General features: G+C 74.8%; 16 protein-coding genes. 5 read left to right on the top strand and 11 right to left on the bottom strand.

Annotated elements, in window-relative coordinates:
- Together O2V61_RS18450 and O2V61_RS18445 are read right to left on the bottom strand one after the other, a co-directional pair.
- Nucleotides 1-2,199: a heavy metal translocating P-type ATPase gene (locus tag O2V61_RS18450; RefSeq protein WP_269184726.1), complete on the bottom strand. Its 2,199-nt coding sequence runs from the start codon at nt 2,197-2,199 to the stop codon at nt 1-3.
- Nucleotides 2,200-2,201: 2 nt separating this feature from the next.
- The gene (locus tag O2V61_RS18445; RefSeq protein WP_269184725.1) at nt 2,202-2,513 is read right to left on the bottom strand and encodes a DUF1490 family protein; all 312 of its coding nucleotides are present in this window, start codon (nt 2,511-2,513) and stop codon (nt 2,202-2,204) included.
- A 73-nt stretch (nt 2,514-2,586) separates the two neighbouring features.
- Here O2V61_RS18445 and O2V61_RS18440 point away from each other — a divergent pair, with 73 nt between their 5' ends.
- The 3 genes from O2V61_RS18440 (at nt 2,587) to O2V61_RS18430 (ending at nt 4,909) form a co-directional block, all read left to right on the top strand.
- Nucleotides 2,587-3,666: a permease gene (locus tag O2V61_RS18440; protein WP_269184724.1), complete on the top strand. Its 1,080-nt coding sequence runs from the start codon at nt 2,587-2,589 to the stop codon at nt 3,664-3,666.
- Nucleotides 3,663-4,385 carry a TIGR03943 family putative permease subunit gene (locus O2V61_RS18435; RefSeq protein WP_269184723.1) on the top strand — a complete coding sequence of 241 codons (723 nt, stop codon included), beginning with the start codon at nt 3,663-3,665 and terminating at the stop codon, nt 4,383-4,385. Before O2V61_RS18440 ends, O2V61_RS18435 begins: the two co-directional genes overlap by 4 nt.
- Nucleotides 4,386-4,498: 113 nt before the next feature.
- A complete protein-coding gene (locus O2V61_RS18430) occupies nt 4,499-4,909 on the top strand; it encodes a Fur family transcriptional regulator (RefSeq protein ID WP_269184722.1) in 411 nt (136 codons plus the stop codon).
- 28 nt (nt 4,910-4,937) lie between these two features.
- Here the strand turns inward: O2V61_RS18430 and mgrA are convergent, their stop codons facing one another.
- From mgrA to O2V61_RS18400, 6 genes are all read right to left on the bottom strand, one after another.
- Nucleotides 4,938-5,975 (bottom strand): L-glyceraldehyde 3-phosphate reductase, encoded by a 1,038-nt coding sequence (gene mgrA, locus O2V61_RS18425; RefSeq protein WP_269184721.1) that lies wholly within the window; start codon nt 5,973-5,975, stop codon nt 4,938-4,940.
- Between the two features lie 28 nt (nt 5,976-6,003).
- Nucleotides 6,004-6,897 (bottom strand): pentapeptide repeat-containing protein, encoded by an 894-nt coding sequence (locus O2V61_RS18420; RefSeq protein WP_269184720.1) that lies wholly within the window; start codon nt 6,895-6,897, stop codon nt 6,004-6,006.
- A 34-nt stretch (nt 6,898-6,931) separates the two neighbouring features.
- Complete coding sequence (locus tag O2V61_RS18415) at nt 6,932-7,120, bottom strand: RGCVC family protein (protein ID WP_269184719.1); 189 nt, start codon at nt 7,118-7,120, stop codon at nt 6,932-6,934.
- A 409-nt stretch (nt 7,121-7,529) separates the two neighbouring features.
- Nucleotides 7,530-8,006: a heme-degrading domain-containing protein gene (locus tag O2V61_RS18410; protein ID WP_269184718.1), complete on the bottom strand. Its 477-nt coding sequence runs from the start codon at nt 8,004-8,006 to the stop codon at nt 7,530-7,532.
- Nucleotides 8,007-8,008: 2 nt separating this feature from the next.
- Nucleotides 8,009-8,860 (bottom strand): pyridoxal kinase PdxY, encoded by an 852-nt coding sequence (gene pdxY, locus O2V61_RS18405; RefSeq protein WP_269184717.1) that lies wholly within the window; start codon nt 8,858-8,860, stop codon nt 8,009-8,011.
- A 33-nt stretch (nt 8,861-8,893) separates the two neighbouring features.
- A complete protein-coding gene (locus O2V61_RS18400; RefSeq protein WP_269184716.1) occupies nt 8,894-9,223 on the bottom strand; it encodes a putative quinol monooxygenase in 330 nt (109 codons plus the stop codon).
- A gap of 181 nt (nt 9,224-9,404) precedes the next feature.
- Between O2V61_RS18400 and O2V61_RS18395 the strand changes: the two genes are divergently transcribed.
- Nucleotides 9,405-12,149, top strand: coding sequence for an endo-1,4-beta-xylanase (locus tag O2V61_RS18395; RefSeq protein WP_269184715.1), 2,745 nt, complete (start codon nt 9,405-9,407; stop codon nt 12,147-12,149).
- Nucleotides 12,150-12,216: 67 nt separating this feature from the next.
- On the opposite strand, the gene O2V61_RS18390 is transcribed toward O2V61_RS18395, so the two are convergent.
- The gene (locus O2V61_RS18390; protein ID WP_269184714.1) at nt 12,217-13,188 is read right to left on the bottom strand and encodes a carbohydrate kinase family protein; all 972 of its coding nucleotides are present in this window, start codon (nt 13,186-13,188) and stop codon (nt 12,217-12,219) included.
- A 143-nt stretch (nt 13,189-13,331) separates the two neighbouring features.
- On the opposite strand from O2V61_RS18390, the gene O2V61_RS18385 reads away from it, so the two are divergent.
- Complete coding sequence (locus O2V61_RS18385) at nt 13,332-14,990, top strand: putative bifunctional diguanylate cyclase/phosphodiesterase (RefSeq protein ID WP_269184713.1); 1,659 nt, start codon at nt 13,332-13,334, stop codon at nt 14,988-14,990.
- Here the strand turns inward: O2V61_RS18385 and O2V61_RS18380 are convergent.
- On the bottom strand, nt 14,972-16,054 hold the full coding sequence (locus O2V61_RS18380; protein ID WP_269184712.1) for a Gfo/Idh/MocA family protein: 1,083 nt from the start codon (nt 16,052-16,054) through the stop codon (nt 14,972-14,974). The genes O2V61_RS18385 and O2V61_RS18380 overlap by 19 nt on opposite strands.
- A gap of 9 nt (nt 16,055-16,063) precedes the next feature.
- Nucleotides 16,064-17,692, bottom strand: a complete 1,629-nt coding sequence (locus tag O2V61_RS18375) for an FAD-dependent monooxygenase (protein WP_269184711.1) — start codon at nt 17,690-17,692, stop codon at nt 16,064-16,066.
- Nucleotides 17,693-17,754 lie beyond the last annotated feature (62 nt).

Here is a 17,754-nt window from a genome sequence, read left to right as displayed (position 1 = left end):
TCAGCGGGCGGGAGGTCGACCATCGCCGTCCGGCCGGCTGCCGCGGTGCCGGACCAGCCGGGCGGAGTTGACCGCCACCGCCACCGACGACGCGTTGTGCAGCACGGCGGCGAGCACGGGGGAGAGGGCACCGCCACCGGCGACGACCAGACCGATCCCGTTCACCGCGATCGACATCCCGTAGTTCTGCCGCACCACGCCCAGCGTCTGCCGGCCCAGCTCGCGCAGGTCCAGCAGGTGGCGCAGGTCGTCCCCGACCAGCGCCACGTCGGCGGTCTCGACCGCGACGTCGGTGCCGGAGACCCCCATCGCGATGCCGATGTCGGCCGCGGCGAGCGCCGGGGCGTCGTTGGTGCCGTCGCCGACCATCGCCACGGTGTGCCCCTCGGCCTGCAGCGCCGCGACGACGTCCTGCTTGTGCTCGGGCAGCACCTCGGCCCGCCACTCGGTGACCCCCAGCTCGGCGGCGACGGCGGCGGCCGTGCTCTCGTGGTCGCCGGTGAGCATCACGATCCGGCGCACCCCGGTGGCCCGCAGCGTCTCCAGCACCTCGCGGGACTCCGGCCGCACCTCGTCCCGCAGGCTGACCAGGCCGACCAGCTCGCCGTCGACCGCCAGCAGCAACGGGGTCTCCGCCGCGGTGCGCAGCCGGTCGAGCCAGCTCTGCGCGTCCTCCCCGACGGCCACGCCCTCGCTGGCCATCAGCGGCTCGCTGCCCAGCAGCAGCACCCGACCGTCGGCCTGGGTGCGCATGCCCAGCCCGAGCAGCACCTCGCACTCCTCGTGCGGCGGGATGAACACGTGCCGCTCCTCGGTGGAGCGGATCACCGCCTGGGCCAGCGGGTGGCGGGAGTGCACCTCGGAGCTGGCGGCGTAGCCGAGCACCCGCTCCGGCGTCCAGTCGTCGGAGAAGGAGACGACGTTGGTGACCACCGGACGCCCGATGGTCAGCGTGCCGGTCTTGTCGAAGACCACGGCGTCCACCCGGCCGGCCGCCTCCAGGTGCGCCCCGCCCTTGATCAGCAGGCCGCGGGAGGCGCCGTTGCCGATCGCCGCACTGACCGCCGTCGGCGTGGCCAGCCCGACCGCGCAGGGGCAGGCGATGAGCAGCATGGTCATCGCCCGGCGCACGTCCCGGGTGACCAGCCAGGTGAGGCCGGCGAGCGCGAAGGAGGCGGGCACGAAGCGACGGGAGAAGTTCTCGCCCACGGTCTGGATCGGCGCCCGGTCGTCGGTGGCCTGCTCGACCCGGGCGATGATCCGCCCGATCGCGGTGTCCGAGCCGGTGGCCGAGGCGCGCACGACCAGCCGGCCGCGCAGGTTCACCGACCCGGCGTGCACCGTCGCCCCGGGGGTGACCGAGACCGGCAGCGGCTCGCCGGTGATCGCGGCCTGGTCGACCACCCCGGTGCCCTCGACGACCACGCCGTCGACCGGCAGCGTCGCCTGGTCGTGCACCACGACGAGGTCGCCGACCCGCAGCCGGGCCAGGTCGACCTGGCGCTCGACGTCGGGCTCGCCGTGCTCACCGGGGACGATCACCCACGCGGTGGTCTCGGTGCCGGCCAGCAGCGCGGAGATCGCGCGACGGGTGCGGCGCAGGGTGACCGACTGCAGCCACTCACCGATGTTCAGCAGCCACAGCACGGTGAGCGCGACCACGTTCTCCCGCAGCAGCAGGCTGGCGATGGTGGCTGCGGTGACCAGCGCGTCGGTCCCGGCGCTGCGCTTGCCCGCGAGTGCGCCGGCGGCGCCCTTCACGAACGGGTACCCGGTGAAGATGGTCAGCGCGGTGGCGACCAGCCGGCTGCGGCCGGAGAGCACCGGCGGTCGGCCGAAGCCGTACCGGCGCACCCCGAGCAGCGCCAGGGCGGCCCCGCCGACGGCGATCCGCACCACCTCGCCGTTGGCGACGTCGGCCGAGCGCGGCGGGCGGGAGACCTCGGCGGCGGCCGGCAGCGCGACCGCGGAGGCGGCCACCCGGAGAACCTCGGCCCGCGCGTCGGCGTCGGGGTGCAGCCACACGAGCACGTGCCCGGTGACCGGGTAGGCGTGCGCGGCGCGGACGCCGGGCACCGCGTCCAGCAGGTCCTCCAGCGCCACCGCGCGTGCGGGTGCGCCGGTCAGCGCGGGGACGGCGAGCCGCAGCCGGCCGCCGGCGTCACTGACCAGCCGGGCGGTGCCGGTCGCCGTCTCCACGGTCAGTGCTGGTGGTCGTGGCCGCCGGAGCGGTCGGCCGGCGGGGGCGCCTGCTCACCGAGGTCGGCGTAGGCCTGGGAGCGCACGTCGCCGGCGGCGAGCCGGGCCTTCTCCACGCCGACCTCGGCGCGGCGGGCGCCGCGGATGCCCCACTTCGTCGCCCCGACCGCCAGCCGGCGGGGCAGGCTGCCGGACTCGCCGCGCTCGGCGGCGCGGACGACGGCGACGCCGACGACCCCGGTCGCCACCGTCCCGGCGGCCTTGCGCAGCACCCGGCCGGCGGTGGCACCGCGGTTCTTCTTCGTCTCGCTCATGGAGGTGCTCCTCTGAGGGTCTGCGTGGGGGGTCCTGCATGAGATCGTGGCTCCGCCCACGGTAACGGGACTCATGTTCGAGGCGCGGAGGGAGTCGGTCATCGCCGAGGTGCGGGTCGACGACGGCGGGGTCGACGAGAGCGTGGTCCATGAGCGCACGGTCGCTGACGGCGGGGTCGACGGGGCGGGCGTGCTCGCCCGGGCCGGCGTGCGCAGCACCGACCTGCTCGGCGGGCTGGTCGCCGTCCTCGTGCTGCTGCACTTCCTCGCCCCCGCCGTCCTGCAGCAGCCGGTCGTGCTGGCCTGGAGCACCGTCTTCGTCGCCGTCTGCCTGCAGGCACTGCCCTTCCTGGTGCTCGGGGTGGCGCTGTCCGCGGCGATCAGCACGTTGGTGCCGCCGTCCTTCTTCGCCCGGGCACTGCCCCGCCGACCTGCGCTGGCCGTGCCGGTGGCCGGGATGGCCGGGGTGGTGCTGCCCGGCTGCGAGTGCGCCTCGGTCCCGGTCGCCGGCAGCCTGGTGCGGCGCGGGGTGACCCCGGCGGCGGCGCTGGCCTTCCTGCTGGCGGCGCCGGCGATCAACCCGGTGGTCCTGGTGGCCACGGCCGTGGCCTTCCCGGGGGACCCCGAGATGGTCGCCGCCCGTTTCCTGGCCTCCCTCGGCGTCGCGCTGGTGATGGGCTGGCTGTGGACGTTGCTGGGCCGCACCGAGTGGATCCAGCTCGCCCGGCTGCCGGCCGCAGCGCCGGGTCTCACCCGCTTCGCCGGCTTCCGGGCGGCCATGACGCACGACCTGGTGCACGCCGGCGGCTTCCTGGTCGTCGGCGGTGCGGCTGCCGCGACGCTGGGGGTGCTGGTGCCGCGGAGCTGGCTGGAGCAGGTCGCGGCGTCCCCGGTGCTCGCCGTGCTGGTGCTGGCCGCGCTGGCGGTGCTGCTGGCGATCTGCTCGGAGGCCGACGCCTTCGTGGCGGCCAGCCTCACCTCCTTCTCGCTCACCGCCCGGCTGGCCTTCCTGGTCGTCGGCCCGGCCGTCGACGTGAAGCTGATCGCCCTCCAGGCCGGCACCTTCGGCCGTGGCTTCGCACTCCGGTTCGCACCGGTGACGTTCGGCGTCGCGGTGCTGCTCGCCAGCGCGGTGGGGGCGGTCCTGCTGTGAGCGGCCGCCCGGACCGGACGACCCAGCACGTGCTCCTCCTGCTGCTGGGCGTCGTCGTGCTGTTCGTGGCCGGCAGTGACCGGTACCTGGACTACGTGCGGGCCGGCTTCCGGCCGCTGCTGCTCGGGGCCGGGGTGGTCGTGGTGCTGCTGGCGTTCAGCGGCCTGCGCGGGGGCCGGGGTGAGACGCACGGTGACGCCGGGCACGGCCACCGTGGCCCGGCGGTCGGGTGGCTGCTGGCGGCGCCGGTGGCGGTCCTCCTGGTCGTGGCCCCGCCCGCACTCGGCTCCTACACCGCCAGCCGGCAGGTCGCGGCGCCGGTGGCGGTGCCCGACGAGCCGCCGGCGGCGGGCATCGGAGCCGATGACCCGGGCGCCGACCACGCGACGATGACGCTGTTCTCCTACTACGTGTGGTCCCAGGCGCAGGACACCAGCGCGCTGGACGGGCGCCGGGTCCGGCTGGTCGGCTTCGTCTCACCGCGGGCGGCCGGGGGCTGGTACGTCACCCGCTTCGACATCAACTGCTGCGCCGCCGACGCCACGGCGATCCGGGTGGCCGTGCCGGGCGGGCCCGCGGAGTTCGAGCCCGACGACTGGGTGGAGGTGGTCGGCACCCACGTCCCGCCGCAGGTCGACCCGGCGGTCGGGTACCCGGAGCCGACGATCGACGCGGCGTCGGTGGCGGCGGTGGAGGCGCCGGCCGAGCCCTACGAGTGAGCCGGCGGGGGCCTCGCAGTCGACAACAGTTCTCACATGCTCCTATCCTCATGCGAAGAACGCGGGGCTCCTCCGCACCACCACGCGCGCCGCCTCGACGAGGAGACGACCAGATGATCCGCAACACCCGCCAGCGCACCGCCGTCAACGCCGTCTTCGACGAGCTCGAGGGCTTCCACAGCGCGCAGGAGGTGCATGCCCGGATGCGCGCCGCCGGTGACTCGATCGGGCTGTCGACGGTCTACCGGGCCGTCCAGGCGCTGGTCGACGACGGCGAGCTCGACTCGATCCGCACCGACGCCGGCGAGGCGATCTACCGCCGGTGCAGCGCCCGGCACCACCACCACCTGGTGTGCCGCGCCTGCGGTCGCACCGAGGAGGTCGAGGGTCCGGCCGTCGAGCGCTGGGCCGACCGCGTGGCCGGGGAGCACGGCTTCGTCGACGTCACGCACACGCTGGAGATCTTCGGCACCTGCGCTGCCTGCCACAGCGCCGGAGCGCCCTCGGCCGACCAGCCGGGCTGAACCGCCCGGCCGGTCGACGCGGAGGGGGTCACATCGCACCCTCCCGGGCGGCCTGCCACAGGTCGATGCCGGCGTCGACGGCGTGCTGGTCGATCGCGGTCAGCTCCTCGGCGGAGAACTCCAGGTTCTCCAGCGCGGCGACGTTCTGCTCCAGCTGCCGCACGCTGCTCGCCCCGATCAGCACCGAGGTCACCCGCGGGTCGCGCAGTGCCCAGGACAGCGCCAGCTGCGGCAGGCTCTGGCCGCGGGCCTGGGCCAGCTCGTTCAGCGCCCGCACGTGCGTGACGTACTCCGGCGTGATCATCCCGGGGTCCAGCGACTTGCCCTGGCCGGCCCGCGAGCCCTCCGGCACACCGTCCAGGTACTTGGCGGTGAGCATCCCCTGGGCCAGCGGGGAGAAGGCGATGCAGCCGGCCCCCACGTCGGCGAGGGTGTCCAGCAGCCCCTCGGTCTCGATCCAGCGGTTGAGCATCGAGTAGGAGGGCTGGTGGATCAGCAGCGGCGTGCCCAGGTCGGCCAGGATCTCCGCCGCCTGCGCCGTCATCTCCGGTGAGTAGGAGGAGATGCCGGCATAGAGCGCCTTCCCCGACTGCACGGCCGTGTGCAGCGCGCCCATCGTCTCCGCCAGCGGCGTGGTCGGGTCGGGTCGGTGGCTGTAGAAGACGTCGACGTACTCGACGCCCATTCGTTGCAGTGACTGGTCCAAGCTGGACAGCACGTACTTGCGGGAGCCGCCGCCCTGCCCGTACGGGCCCGGCCACATGTCGTAACCGGCCTTGGTGGAGAGGACCAGCTCGTCGCGGTACGGACGGAAGTCGTCGGCCAGGTGCCGGCCGAAGTTGGTCTCCGCGCTGCCGTAGGGCGGTCCGTAGTTGTTGGCCAGGTCGAAGTGGGTGATCCCCAGGTCGAAGGCGCGCCGCAGGACGTCCCGCTGGCGGTCGAAGGGGACGTCGTCGCCGAAGTTGTGCCAGAGACCGAGGCTCACCGCCGGCAGGTCCAGGCCGCTGGCGCCGGTGCGCCGGTAGGTCATCGAGTCGTAGCGGGTGCTCTCCGCGCTGTAGACCATGCGCAGATCGTGCCGGGCGGGCAGCGGCTCAGCGACGACGGGGGCGACGGCGGCCGCGGTCGGTGCGTGCAGCTGTGGTGGAGGTCGACCAGTGCGCGGGCCGGGCCAGCGACTCGGGCAACGACGTCCCCGCGTCCCCTCCGGCGGCGGTCAGCTGCGGCTGGGTGAGGAAGAGCGCGCCGGTGAGGTCGGCGCTCCGCAGGTCGGCGGCCCGCAGGTCGGTGCCCAGGAGGTCCGTGCGGCGGAGGTCGGCGCCGCGCAGGTCCGCGCCGATCAGGTAGGCGCCGCGCAGGCTGGCCCCGTGCAGGTCCGCGCCACGCAGGTCGGCGCCCATCAGGTCCGCGCCCCGGCGGTCCCGCGCGCGGCCGGGGACGTCGGCGCGGACGGCGTCGCTGACCTGGCCCAGCAGCTCGCCGACCTCCCGCCGCAACCCGCCGACGTCCAGGCCGGTCAGCTCGTCGGCGGGTGCCCGGGTGAGCTCCTCGGCGCGGGCGTGGGCAGCCGCGACCTCGGTCGCCAGCGGTCCGGCCGGCAGCAGGGTGCCTGCTTCGGTGAGATGCCAGAGCAGCTCGGTCAGCTGCCGCATCACCGGGAAGACCGCGAACACCGCCGCTGCGGTCGCCGCATCGGTGCGCCAGTCCCGGCCGGGACGCGTCTGCTGGGTGACCCGCTGCCCGGCACCGAAGCAGTCGAAGACGACGCAGCCGGGGAACCCGCGGTCGCGCAGCTGGTCGTGCACGCCGCAGCGGGAGTCCGGCTGCAGGTTCGGGCAGGGCGTGCCGGCCGGCTTGTCGATCGCGAAGTCGGCCGACGCGGCGAACGCCGGCGCGACGCAGCAGAGCCCGTTACAGCGACTGCAGTCAGCGGTCAGGTCCCGCCGCGCCTCGGCGAGCAGGGGCAGCGTGGGGCGGTGGTCGGGCACGGGAGCCTCGCTGCGGGTGGATCGGCGGGGTCGGTCAGCCGAGGCGGCAGACGCAGCCGCGGTCCAGCGTCCCCGCCGCGGTCGCCCGGCAGAACCGGACGCCGATCGGGTCGTGGGCGTCCATCGAGTGGGCGCAGGCCGGGCAGCCGGCTTCGTCCCCGGCGCGGTCGACGGGGGAGGGCAGCGCGGGGGCCGAGTGCGGGAGGTACGCGGGAGCGGTCATGGCGAGGGCCTGACTCCGCCGACGGCTCGGCGGTGGTGCCCCGGATGGGGATCGCCGTCCTGGACGGCTGTCCGGGACCGGCGAGGTGACCGTGCGCGCGACGCTACGCCGGTCGAGAGCCTGGGCGCGCCTGCCGGGCCGCCTCGGCGCGCGGCCCGGCAGGAGGACCACCTCAGCGGGGCGGACGCGGCGTACCGTCCGGCCCCTGGAGCCGACCGGTTCTGCGATGAGGAGTGGTCATGGTCGACAAGAACGCATCGAAGAAGTCCGGCTCGAGCATCAAGGAGAAGCGGGCCGCCAAGAAGGCGGCCGAGGACACCGCCTCCGGCATGGAGAAGCTCACGCACGGCAAGAACTGAGGTCCCGCCCGGCCCCCGGGTGGGGGCCGGGCACCCCGGGAGTGCGGCGGTCAGCCCCGCTGCTGGGCGACCAGCTCGCGCAGCGCGGCGACGACCATCGCGTGGTCCTCCACCTGCGGCAGTCCGGAGACCACGACCACGCCCACCGGGCCGACGCCGCGCACCAGCAGCGGGAAGCCCCCGCCGTGCGCCACGTACCGCTGCGGGTCCAGGCCGAACTGCTCCTCGAACGTCGTCCCGGCCTCGCGGGAGCGCTGGCCGACGTAGAGGGAGCTGTGCCCGAACCGGTGCACGGTGGCGGCCTTGCGCGCGATCCAGGTGTCGTTGTCGGGCGTGGCCCCGGTCAGCGCGGCGTGGAACAGCTGGTGGGAGTGCCGGGAGATCTCGATCGCCACCGGCAGCTGCTCGGCGCGGGCCCGGGCGACGAGTGCGGAGCCCAGCGCCCAGGCGTCGTCGTTGGTGAAGCCGCGCAGCTGCAGCTCCTCCTCCTGGGCGGCGAGCTCGGTCAGGGCAGGGAAGTCGCTCATGGTCAGACCTCGGTCACGTCGAAGGTGCGGGTGGGGGTGACGTACTCGTCCTGGGCGGCGACCAGCAGGATCTCGCGCGAGCCGGCGTCGGCGGTGCGCTGCAGCAGGCCGAAGACCGAGGCCGCGGCCCGGGCCAGCGCCTCGCCGGCGGACCGGGTGCTCAACCAGTGGGCGAGGAACAGCGCGGCGATCGCGTCGCCGGCACCGTTCACCGACAGGTCCAGGCGCGGCGTGCGGACCAGGAAGTGCCGGCCGCCCTCCGACGCCAGCAGGTCCACGGCGTCGGCCGGGGTGTCCTCGGCGACCAGCGAGGTGGTCAGCACCACGCGCGGGCCGAGCGCCTGGACGGCGGCCACCGCGTCCTTGACCGAGCCCAGCGACCGGGTCTCGGTCTGGGAGAGCAGGTCCAGCTCGTAGTGGTTGGGGGTGACGATGTCGGCGGCCGGGACGGCGACCTCGCGCATGAACTCCGGGATCCCGGGCCGGACGAACACCCCGCGCCCGACGTCGCCGATCACCGGGTCGCAGCACCAGACGGCCGCCGGGTTGGCGTTGCGCACCTTGGCCACCGAGCCGAGCACGGCGTGCCCGATGTCGGCCGACCCCAGGTAGCCCGAGAGGACGGCGTCGCAGCTGCCCAGCACCCCGCGGTCCTCGATGCCCTGCACGACCTCGTCGACGGCCTGGCCGTCGAACACCCGGCCGGTCCAGGCCCCGTAGCCGGTGTGGTTGGAGAACTGGACGGTGTGCACCGGCCAGACCTCCACGCCCAGTCGCTGCAGCGGGAACACCGCCGAGGCGTTGCCGGCGTGGCCGTAGGCGACGTGGGACTGGATCGACAGGACGTTCACCATGCGGCAGAACATCGCACATCGATCCGGGGCGGGTCAGCCGCGGGGCTGGACCTCACCCATCGGTCCCCAGCCGGTCAGGTCGGGGGAGTCGACGTACATGATCGACGGCGTCGCCGACACCCAGTCGGGCATCTCCGAGATCGCCTTCCGGAAGTGGTCGGAGGAGGTGTGCACTGCACCGGCCTCGGCATCGCGGAACCCCTCCACGAGCACCCAGGTGTGCGGCTCCTCCGCGCTGCGGGACCACTCGAAGAAGACGTTGCCCGGCTCGGCGCGCACCGCCTCGGTGAACTCCCGGACGAGCTCGGGCCAGCGCTCGTCGAACTCGGGACGGACCGGCCACTTCACCACGATGAGGATCACCGGGTCAGCCTAGGTCGCTCCCGCGTGCCCCACCTGCCGGTGGTGTCCCACCCGATGGGACGCCGTTGACCGGTGCTCCTGTGGTGAGGTTCACTCTCTCGGGCCAGTACCGGAAGTTCTCGGAACTGGCCAGGTCACGCAGCAGCGCTGCTCGCGCACCGACCCGAGGAGAACGGGACACATGGGACGACGACGTCTGGGAGCCGGGGCAGCGATGCTCGGCATGGTCGCCACGGCGGGGGTGGTGGCGGCGCCGACAGCGGCTGCCGCGCCCGCGACCGTGCACACGGCCGACTTCGAGCAGGACACCGGAGGCTGGTCCGGCCGCGGGACGGCGCAGGTCGCACCCAGCACCGCCCAGGCGCGCAGCGGTGCGCAGAGCCTGGCGGTCACCGGGCGCACCGACACCTGGCACGGCCCGGCGCTGGACGCCGCCGCGCTGCTGCCGGCCGGCAGCTGGGAGGTCGAGGCGTGGGTGCGCCTCGCCGACACCACGCCGGAGCCGGAGACCGACGTCGTGACGATGAGCGCGGCGCGGACGCCCACCGGGGGCTCGACCGCCTACGACACCGTCGCCTGGCAGGTCGCCGTCTCCGACAGCGCCTGGACCAGGGTGAGCGGCACCTACGAGTTCGGCACCGCCAACAGCGGCCTGGAGCTCTACCTGGAGAGCCCCGACCCGACCCAGGCGTTCTTCGTCGACGACGTGACGATCACCGGCGAGGCCTCGGGGCCGGTCGAGCCGGGCACCCGCGCCGACCTGGCCACCGACTTCGAGGACGGCCTCGGCGGCTGGGTCCCCCGCGGCGCGGCACAGCTGGCCGCCACCACCACCGACGCCCACGGCGGCAGCACCAGCCTGCTGGCCACCGGCCGGACGCAGGGCTGGCACGGCCCGGCCATCGACGTCACCGACGGCCTGGCGCTGGGGGAGACCGTCCAGGTCTCGGTGTGGGCGAAGCTCGCCCCGGGTCAGGCACCGGCCTCCCTCAACGTCTCGATCCAGCGCAACCGGGGGACGGCGACCAACTACGACAACGTGGCCGGCGCGAGCGCGGTGGTCACCGCCGACGAGTGGACCGAGCTGCGCGGCACGTACACCCTCGGCGCGGCCCTCGACCAGGCACAGCTCTACGTCGAGGGCGACGCCGGCGTCGACTTCCTGATCGACGACTTCGCCCTCGCCGGGTTCGCCGAGACCCCGCTCCAGGACGTCCCCGGGCTCGCCGACGTGCTCGGCGCCGACGGGTTCGAGCACGTGGGCGTGGCCGTCGACCAGCGGGAGACCGTGGGCCGGCCTGCCGAGCTGGTGCAGCGGCACTTCGACGCGATCACCCCGGAGAACGACGGCAAGCCCGGCGAGATCCAGCCGACCGAGGGCACCTTCACCTTCGACGACCTCGACGCGCTGCTGGACTTCGCCGACGCCACCGGCACCGACGTCTACGGGCACGTGCTGGTCTGGCACAGCCAGACCCCCGACTGGTTCTTCCGCGACGGCGACCGCCCGCTGACCGACAGCCCGGCCGACCAGGCCCTGCTGCGCGCCCGGATGGAGGCGCACATCAAGGCGATCGCCGACCACGTCGACGCCCGGTACCCCGACGGGGACTCACCGATCTGGGCGATGGACGTCGTCAACGAGGTCATCGCCGACGGCGACAACGCCAACCCGCACGACATGCGCGACAGCCGCTGGTTCCAGGTCCTCGGCGAGGGCTTCGTGGACGAGGCGTTCCGGCTGGCCGACCGGTACTTCCCGGACACCGCGCTGTTCATCAACGACTACAACACCGAGATGCCGACCAAGCGGGTCGACTACCTGGACCTGGTCGCCAGCCTGGTCGAGCGCGGCGTGCCGATCGACGGGGTCGGTCACCAGGCGCACGTCGACTTCGCCCGCCCGGTGGAGTGGCTGGACGACTCGCTGACCGCCGTGGAGGAGCTCAGCGCCCGGACCGGGACGCCGCTGCTCCAGGCGATCACCGAGCTGGACGTCAGCAACTCGAAGGAGAACAACGGGGCCGACGTCAGCAACGGCACCGTGCCGCAGCACTCGCCGGCGATGGCCGACCAGGACGCGGCGGAGACCGAGCTCGGGTACTACTACCGGGACCTGTTCCAGATGCTGCGGGGGCACTCGGACTCGATCGAGGCGGTCACCTTCTGGGGGATCAGCAACGGCCGCAGCTGGCTGCGCACCTGGCCGGCGGCCCGGCCGTGGGAGTCGCCGCTGCCCTTCGACGACGACCTGCAGGTCATGCCCGCCTACTGGGGCATCGTCGACCCGGCGCAGCTGGCACCGCGTCCGGCCGACGAGCTCCCGCCGCGGATCGCCGGCACCGACGACGTCGCCTCCGACTCCACCAGCCCCGCCGGGGCCGAGGTGACGTACGCGCTGCCGGAGGCCGGGGACACCCGGGACGGGGCCGTGACGGCCGACTGCACCCCTGCGCCCGGGGCGGTGTTCCCGATCGGCACCACCGAGGTGAGCTGCACGGCCACCGACAGCGCGGGCAACACGTCGAACGCGAGCACCTTCGACGTGGTGGTCACCCCGCCGGCGACGGAGACCGAGCTGTACCAGCAGATCAACAACGGGCCGGTCGTCCGGGCGAACGCCCGGCAGACCGTCCAGCTGGTGGTCCAGTTCGGCAACCGGGGCCAGGGTGCGCTGCTGGGCAGCTCCTTCGAGTACTCGTGCACCCAGACCGCAGGCCCGGCACTGGCGCTGGACCTGGCGCCCGGGTCGGCCCGGCAGGTGGGCAACCGCGACTACCCGGCGGGCCAGAACGGGAACTTCACCCTGCGGGCCCGCCCCACGCAGGTCGGGCAGGCGACGTTCGACTGCACGATGTCGATGACCGACAGCCTGGGGGCACCGGTGAGCAGCACGACGACGGTCACCATCGACGTCCGCCGCTGATCAAGGCCTGGCCGGCGCAGAGCCCCCGTTCACCGACCGGTGAGCGGGGGCTCTGTGCGTCCCGTCCTCAGCCGCGTGCGGCCTCCAGCTCGGCGAGGGACGGCGGGTCGGCCCCGGCGCGGGTGCAGGCGAGGGCGGCGACCAGCGCCGCGTCGCCCAGCAGGGCGGTCAGCTCCGCCTCGGGCAGGTCGCGCAGCTGGGCGGAGGTGAGCACGCCCGTGCGGGCGAGCCCGGCGAACAGCCCGGCGGCCAAGCTGTCACCGGCGCCCACGGTGTCGACCACGGTCACCGACGGGGGCTGCACCCGCAGCACCGTGCCGCCGGGGCGGGCCGCCCGCAGGGTGTCACCGCCGTCGGTGACGACCACCAGGGCGGGGCCCTCGGCGGCCCACCGGGTGGCGGCGTCGTCCAGGTCCGCGCCGGGCTCGAGCCACGCCAGGTCCTCCGCGCTCACCTTGACGATGTCGGCGACCCGGCGCAGCTCGGTCACCTGGGCGCGCACGGCGTCGGGGTCGGCGACGAGGGTCGGGCGCACGTTGGGGTCGAAGCTGACCAGTGCGGTGCCCTCGGCGCGGACCCGGCGGACCAGGTCGGCGATCGCCGCCGAGCCCGGCGGAGTCCAGCTGGAGATCGACCCGACGTGCACGATCCGGGTGTCGGCCGGCCAGGCCGCCGCCAGCTCGGCGGGCGTCCACTGCCAGTCGGCGGCGCCCACGGTGTGGAACGAGTAGTTCGCCGACCCCTGCTCGGCCAGCTCGACCACGGCCAGGCTGACCGGCTCGGGAGCGGACAGCATGGCGTCGGTGGCCACGCCGTTGCCGGCCGCGTGCTCGCGCAGCAGTGCACCGAACGGGCCGGGGCCGACGCGGGACATCAGGTGCGTGGCCGCGCCGAGCCGCGCGGCCGCCACGGCGACGTTGAGCGCGTTGCCCCCGGGGAAGGCGGTGTACTGCGGCGGCGCACCCGAGGTCCGGTCGTCGGGGGGTTGGCCCCCGGAGGGGATCAGGTCGATGACGAGCTCGCCGCAGACGGTGATCACTGTCACACGGTAGCGGCGGCCCCGGGGTGGGGCACCCGGCGTCCCTCGCCTGATCGGGTGGTCTGTGCGCCCACTCCTCAACGACCGGGGCGGACCTGTCGATGCACCGGGATCGGGTGGTCCGTGCAGCGGGAGGAGGAGCGATGGCGCAGAGCTGGCTGACCGGGGCGGCAGCGACCGGCCCGCTGCCGCCGACCGGCGAGGGCGTGCCCGGGGAGCTGCGTCGGGAGGTGCTCCGGGACGCCGGCGTGGTCGTCGCCCTCACGCTCGGTTGCCTGGCCGCCGGTGTCGTCTGGGACCTGCCGCAGCGGATCGCCGGCTGGTCGCTGGCGACGGGCGCCCCGGTGGACCACGTGGTCTTCCTGCTCGCCGCCTCCCACCTGCTGATGATGGGCTTCGGCGCCCGCCGCGGGCGCCAGCTGAAGACCGAGGCCGCCGAGCACCGCCGGCTGGAGGTGCTGCTGCGGGACCAGGCCGACCGGGACCCGCTGACCGGGCTGGCCACCTTCGCGGCCTTCCTGACCGCACTGCACCGGCTGGAGCGGTCCGGCACGGCCGCGGACGACGTGGTCGTGCTGCTGCTGGACGTCGACCGGTTCACCGCCGTCAACGACACGCTCGGCCACGAGGTGGGCAGCGGCCTGCTGGTCGCGCTGGCCGACCGGATCCGCGCGGTGCTGCCCGCGGGCGGGGTGGCCGCCCGGACCGGCGGCGACGTGTTCGCGCTGCTGGTGCCCGACGCCTCCACGGCGCTGGCCACCCACGTCGTCGCGGCGCTCCGCCGGCCCTTCACGGTGGGCGAGCTGGAGCTGGAGGTCGACCTGAGCGCCGGACTGGCCCGCGGTCTCGCACCGGGCGGCGCCGACCTGGTCCGCCGGGCCGACGTGGCCCGCAGCACGGCGAAGCGGCAGTCGGCCGGGCTGGTCGTCTACTCCCCGGACCTGGACACCTTCGACCCGGGACAGCTGGCCCTGCACGGCGACCTGCGCCGCGCCATCCGCGAGGGCACGCTGGAGGTGCACCACCAGCCGAAGGTCTGCCTGACCGACGGCCGGGTCGTCGGGGTGGAGGCGCTGGTCCGCTGGCCGCACCCGCAGCTGGGCCTGCTGATGCCCGACCGGTTCATCGTGCTCGCCGAGCAGACCGGCCTGATCGCCCCGCTCACCGACCTGGTGCTCCGCCGTGCGCTGGCCGACGCCCGCGGCTGGCGCGAGGCGGGCCGGCGGCTGACCGTGGCGGTGAACCTCTCCGCCCGGCTGCTGCACGACCCGCAGCTGCCCGCGCGGGTGAGCGCGGCGCTGCGGGCCGAGCGGGTGGCGCCCGAGGACCTGGAGCTGGAGATCACCGAGACCGCGGCCATGGAGGACCCCGAACGCGCGATGACCGTGCTCGGGCAGCTGCGGCTGCTCGGCGTCCGGCTGTCCGTCGACGACTTCGGCACCGGGCACGCCTCGCTGGCCCACCTGTCCCGGCTGCCGGTGGACGTGCTCAAGGTCGACCGCAGCTTCGTGGCCGGCCTGGACACCGAGCCCGCGGCCCGGGCGATCGTGCGCAGCACCATCGACCTCGGCCACGCCCTCGGCCTGAGCGTGGTCGCCGAGGGCGTGGAGACCGTCGAGCAGTGGCACCAGCTCGCCGCCTGGGGCTGCGACCTCGCCCAGGGCTGGTGGCTGGCGCGGCCGGTGCCGGCCGCCGTCGTCCCGGCGGTGGCGGCCGAGATCGAGCAGCGGTGCGCCCGGCTCGAACCACCGGCCGCCGTCGACGTGGCCTCGGTCGTGCCGGCTCAGCGGTCGTTCGGGTAGACGACCCCGAGCTGCTCGCGGACCCCGTCCAGCAGCCGCATCGTGGCCAGCGAGTCCTCCAGCGGCATCACCGGGCTCTCGGTCAGCCCCTGCTGGAGGCAGCGGGTGACCTCCCGCAGCTCGTGCACGTAGCCCGAGCCGATCAGCCCGAACTCCTCGGTGCGGACGGCGCCCTCGCCGACCTGCACGTCCAGCCGGGTGGGCCGGTAGACCGAGTGGCCGCCGTCGGTGCGGACCCAGCCGTCGCTGCCGCAGATCAGCGCGGTGTGCGGTGAGCGGGCCAGCAGGGACGTCGTCAGCTGCGCCTGGGCGCCGGAGGCGTAGGTGAGCGTGAGCGCGTTCTGCGCGTCGACGCCCTCGGGGGTGACGGTGCCGGCGGCGCGCACCGAGTCGGGCAGCCCGAGGGTGCCCCAGGCCCACAGCAGCGGGTAGACGGCCAGGTCCAGCAGCGCACCGCCGCCGTCCGCGAGCGCCCAGATCCGGGCGGTGAGGTCCAGCGGTGCGGGGAACCCGACCTCCGCGGCGACCCAGTGCACGGTGCCGATCTCCCCGGAGGCGGCGATCTGCAGCGCGCGCTGGTACGCCGGCAGGAACCGGGTCCAGACCGCCTCCATCAGGAACAGCCCGCGCTCCCGGGCCAGGTCGACGAGCTCCTGGGCCTCCCGGGCGTTGACCGTCATCGGCTTCTCGCAGAGCACGGACTTCCCGGCGGTCAGCGCGGCGCGGACGACGGCGGCGTGCTGGGCGTGCGGGGTGGCGACGTAGACGACCTCGACGGCCGGGTCGGCCAGCAGGGCGTCCAGCCCGGACCGCACCTCGTCGTCGGCGTACCAGGACGCGAAGCCGAGCTGCTCGGCGAAGGCCCGGGCCCGCGCCGGCTGTCGGGAGCTGACCGCCTGCAGGACGGCGTCGGGCAGCAGCGCCAGGTCGGCGGTGACGGTGGCGGCGATCGCGCCGGTGGCCACCACGCCCCACCCGACCGGCCGCCCGGTCGGGGCCAGCGGGTCGGCGTCGAGGAGCTCCGGCCGGGCGATGAACGGCGAGGTGGGAGGCGCAGAGGTCATGCGGTCACGCTAGGGGAGGAGGTCGGCCAGCTCCCCGGCGCCCACGACCCGGGCGAGCAGCGCCTCGGCGTCCCCCGGCTCCGAACCACGCCAGGCGACGTGCTGGTCGGGGCGGACCAGCAGCAGGTCCGCCCCGTAGCGCTCCCGGAGGCCGGGCACGTGGGCGAGGTCCACCACCCGGAACGGGACGTTGCGCCGCGCGGCCGCCACGGCGAGCGCCTCGGTGGCCGCCGAGCGGTCGAGCCGGAGCAGGGTGAACTCCTCGCCGAGCAGGTCGTACAGCGAGCGCCCGTCCGGCAGCCAGCTGTGCGGCAGCCGCGCGCCCGGGTGGGCCGACGGCCGGAACTCGACCAGCTCGGGTGCGGGCACCGGGAGGCCGTCGGGGACGACGACCGGCGAGTCCGGGTAGTCGTAGCCGAGCACCAGCCCGAGGCTGTGGAACTCCGGGTCCTTGACCTGCAGCGCCTGGGCGACCGCGGCCCGGAGGGCGACCCCCTCGGCGGTCTCGGCGTCCAGGTCGCCGGTGGCGAAGGACGGCGCCAGGAAGGCTTCCTGCGCCCCGGCCGCGGCGATGGTCCGCTCGGCCACCGGCCGGCGTTCGGCCTGGTAGCTGTCCAGCAGGCACTCCGGTGCCCAGCCGCGCAGCACGGCGGCGAGCTTCCAGCCCAGGTTCACCGCATCACCGACGCAGGTGTTGAAGCCGTGCCCGCCCCACGGGGGGTTGAGGTGGGCGGCGTCCCCGACCAGGAACACCCGCTGGCCGCGGTACCGGTCGACCAGCAGCATCCGCGCCGACCAGGGGTCGGTGGCGAGCACCTCGACGTCGACCTCCGCACCGACGAGTGTCTGCACCAGCTGTACCGGGTCGACCTGCTCGGTCGTCGCGTCGACGCCCTGGACGATCGCCCACCAGGTGCCGTCGAGGTCCAGCCGGCCCATCAGGCCGCCGCGCTCCGCGCCGATCACCCAGTAGTGGACGCCGAGCGCGCACAGCTCCTGCTCCTCCAGCTGCGGTGAACGAAAGGCGATGCTCACGTTCGGCAGGGTCCCCGAGGAGCCGGCGTACCGCGCCCCGATCGCTCGCCGGGTGACCCCGCTGCTGCCGTCGCAGCCCAGCAGCCAGTCGGCGGTGACCTGGTGGCGCTCGCCGTCCGGGCCCGCCAGGACCGCGGCTGCCTCGGTGGGGCCGTCGGTGACCTCGGTGACGCGCCAGCCGATGAGGACGGTGACCGAGGGCAGCTCGGCGACGGCGTCCCGCAGCAGCTGCTCGACCAGCGGCTGCGGGGCCTGCTGGCCGGGCTCGGCGAAGTCGTCACGCCGGTCGGTGGTGAGGCCGAACGCCTCGGGGAAGCGGGTGATCTCGTGCCCGAACAGGCCGGTGCAGAAGACGACGTCCTGCGCGTGCTCGACCGGCAGCGGTGCCAGCGCGCGCAGCCGGTCGGCCAGCCCCCAGCGGCGCAGGTGCTCCATGGTGCGCACGCTGGTGGTCTTGGCGCGCGGGCGGAGCTGGTCGAGGGCGGCGCGCGGCTCGACGACGAGCACCTCGATGCCGCGCCGACCGAGCTCCAGCGCGGCAGCCAGGCCACTGGGCCCCCCGCCGGCGATCAACACCGGGACGCGGGCTGGCACGGCGGTCATGGGATCTCCTGTCCTGGGCAGCGGTGCCCAGTGGCTGTGAAGGGGGAGGGGCGACGGGCATC

The sequence above is a fragment of the Modestobacter sp. VKM Ac-2985 genome (assembly GCF_026967925.1).
In the GTDB taxonomy this organism is placed as follows: domain Bacteria; phylum Actinomycetota; class Actinomycetes; order Mycobacteriales; family Geodermatophilaceae; genus Modestobacter.
The sequence above is the reverse complement of the archived record's forward strand: the minus strand, read 5'-3'. Positions and strand labels throughout refer to the sequence as shown.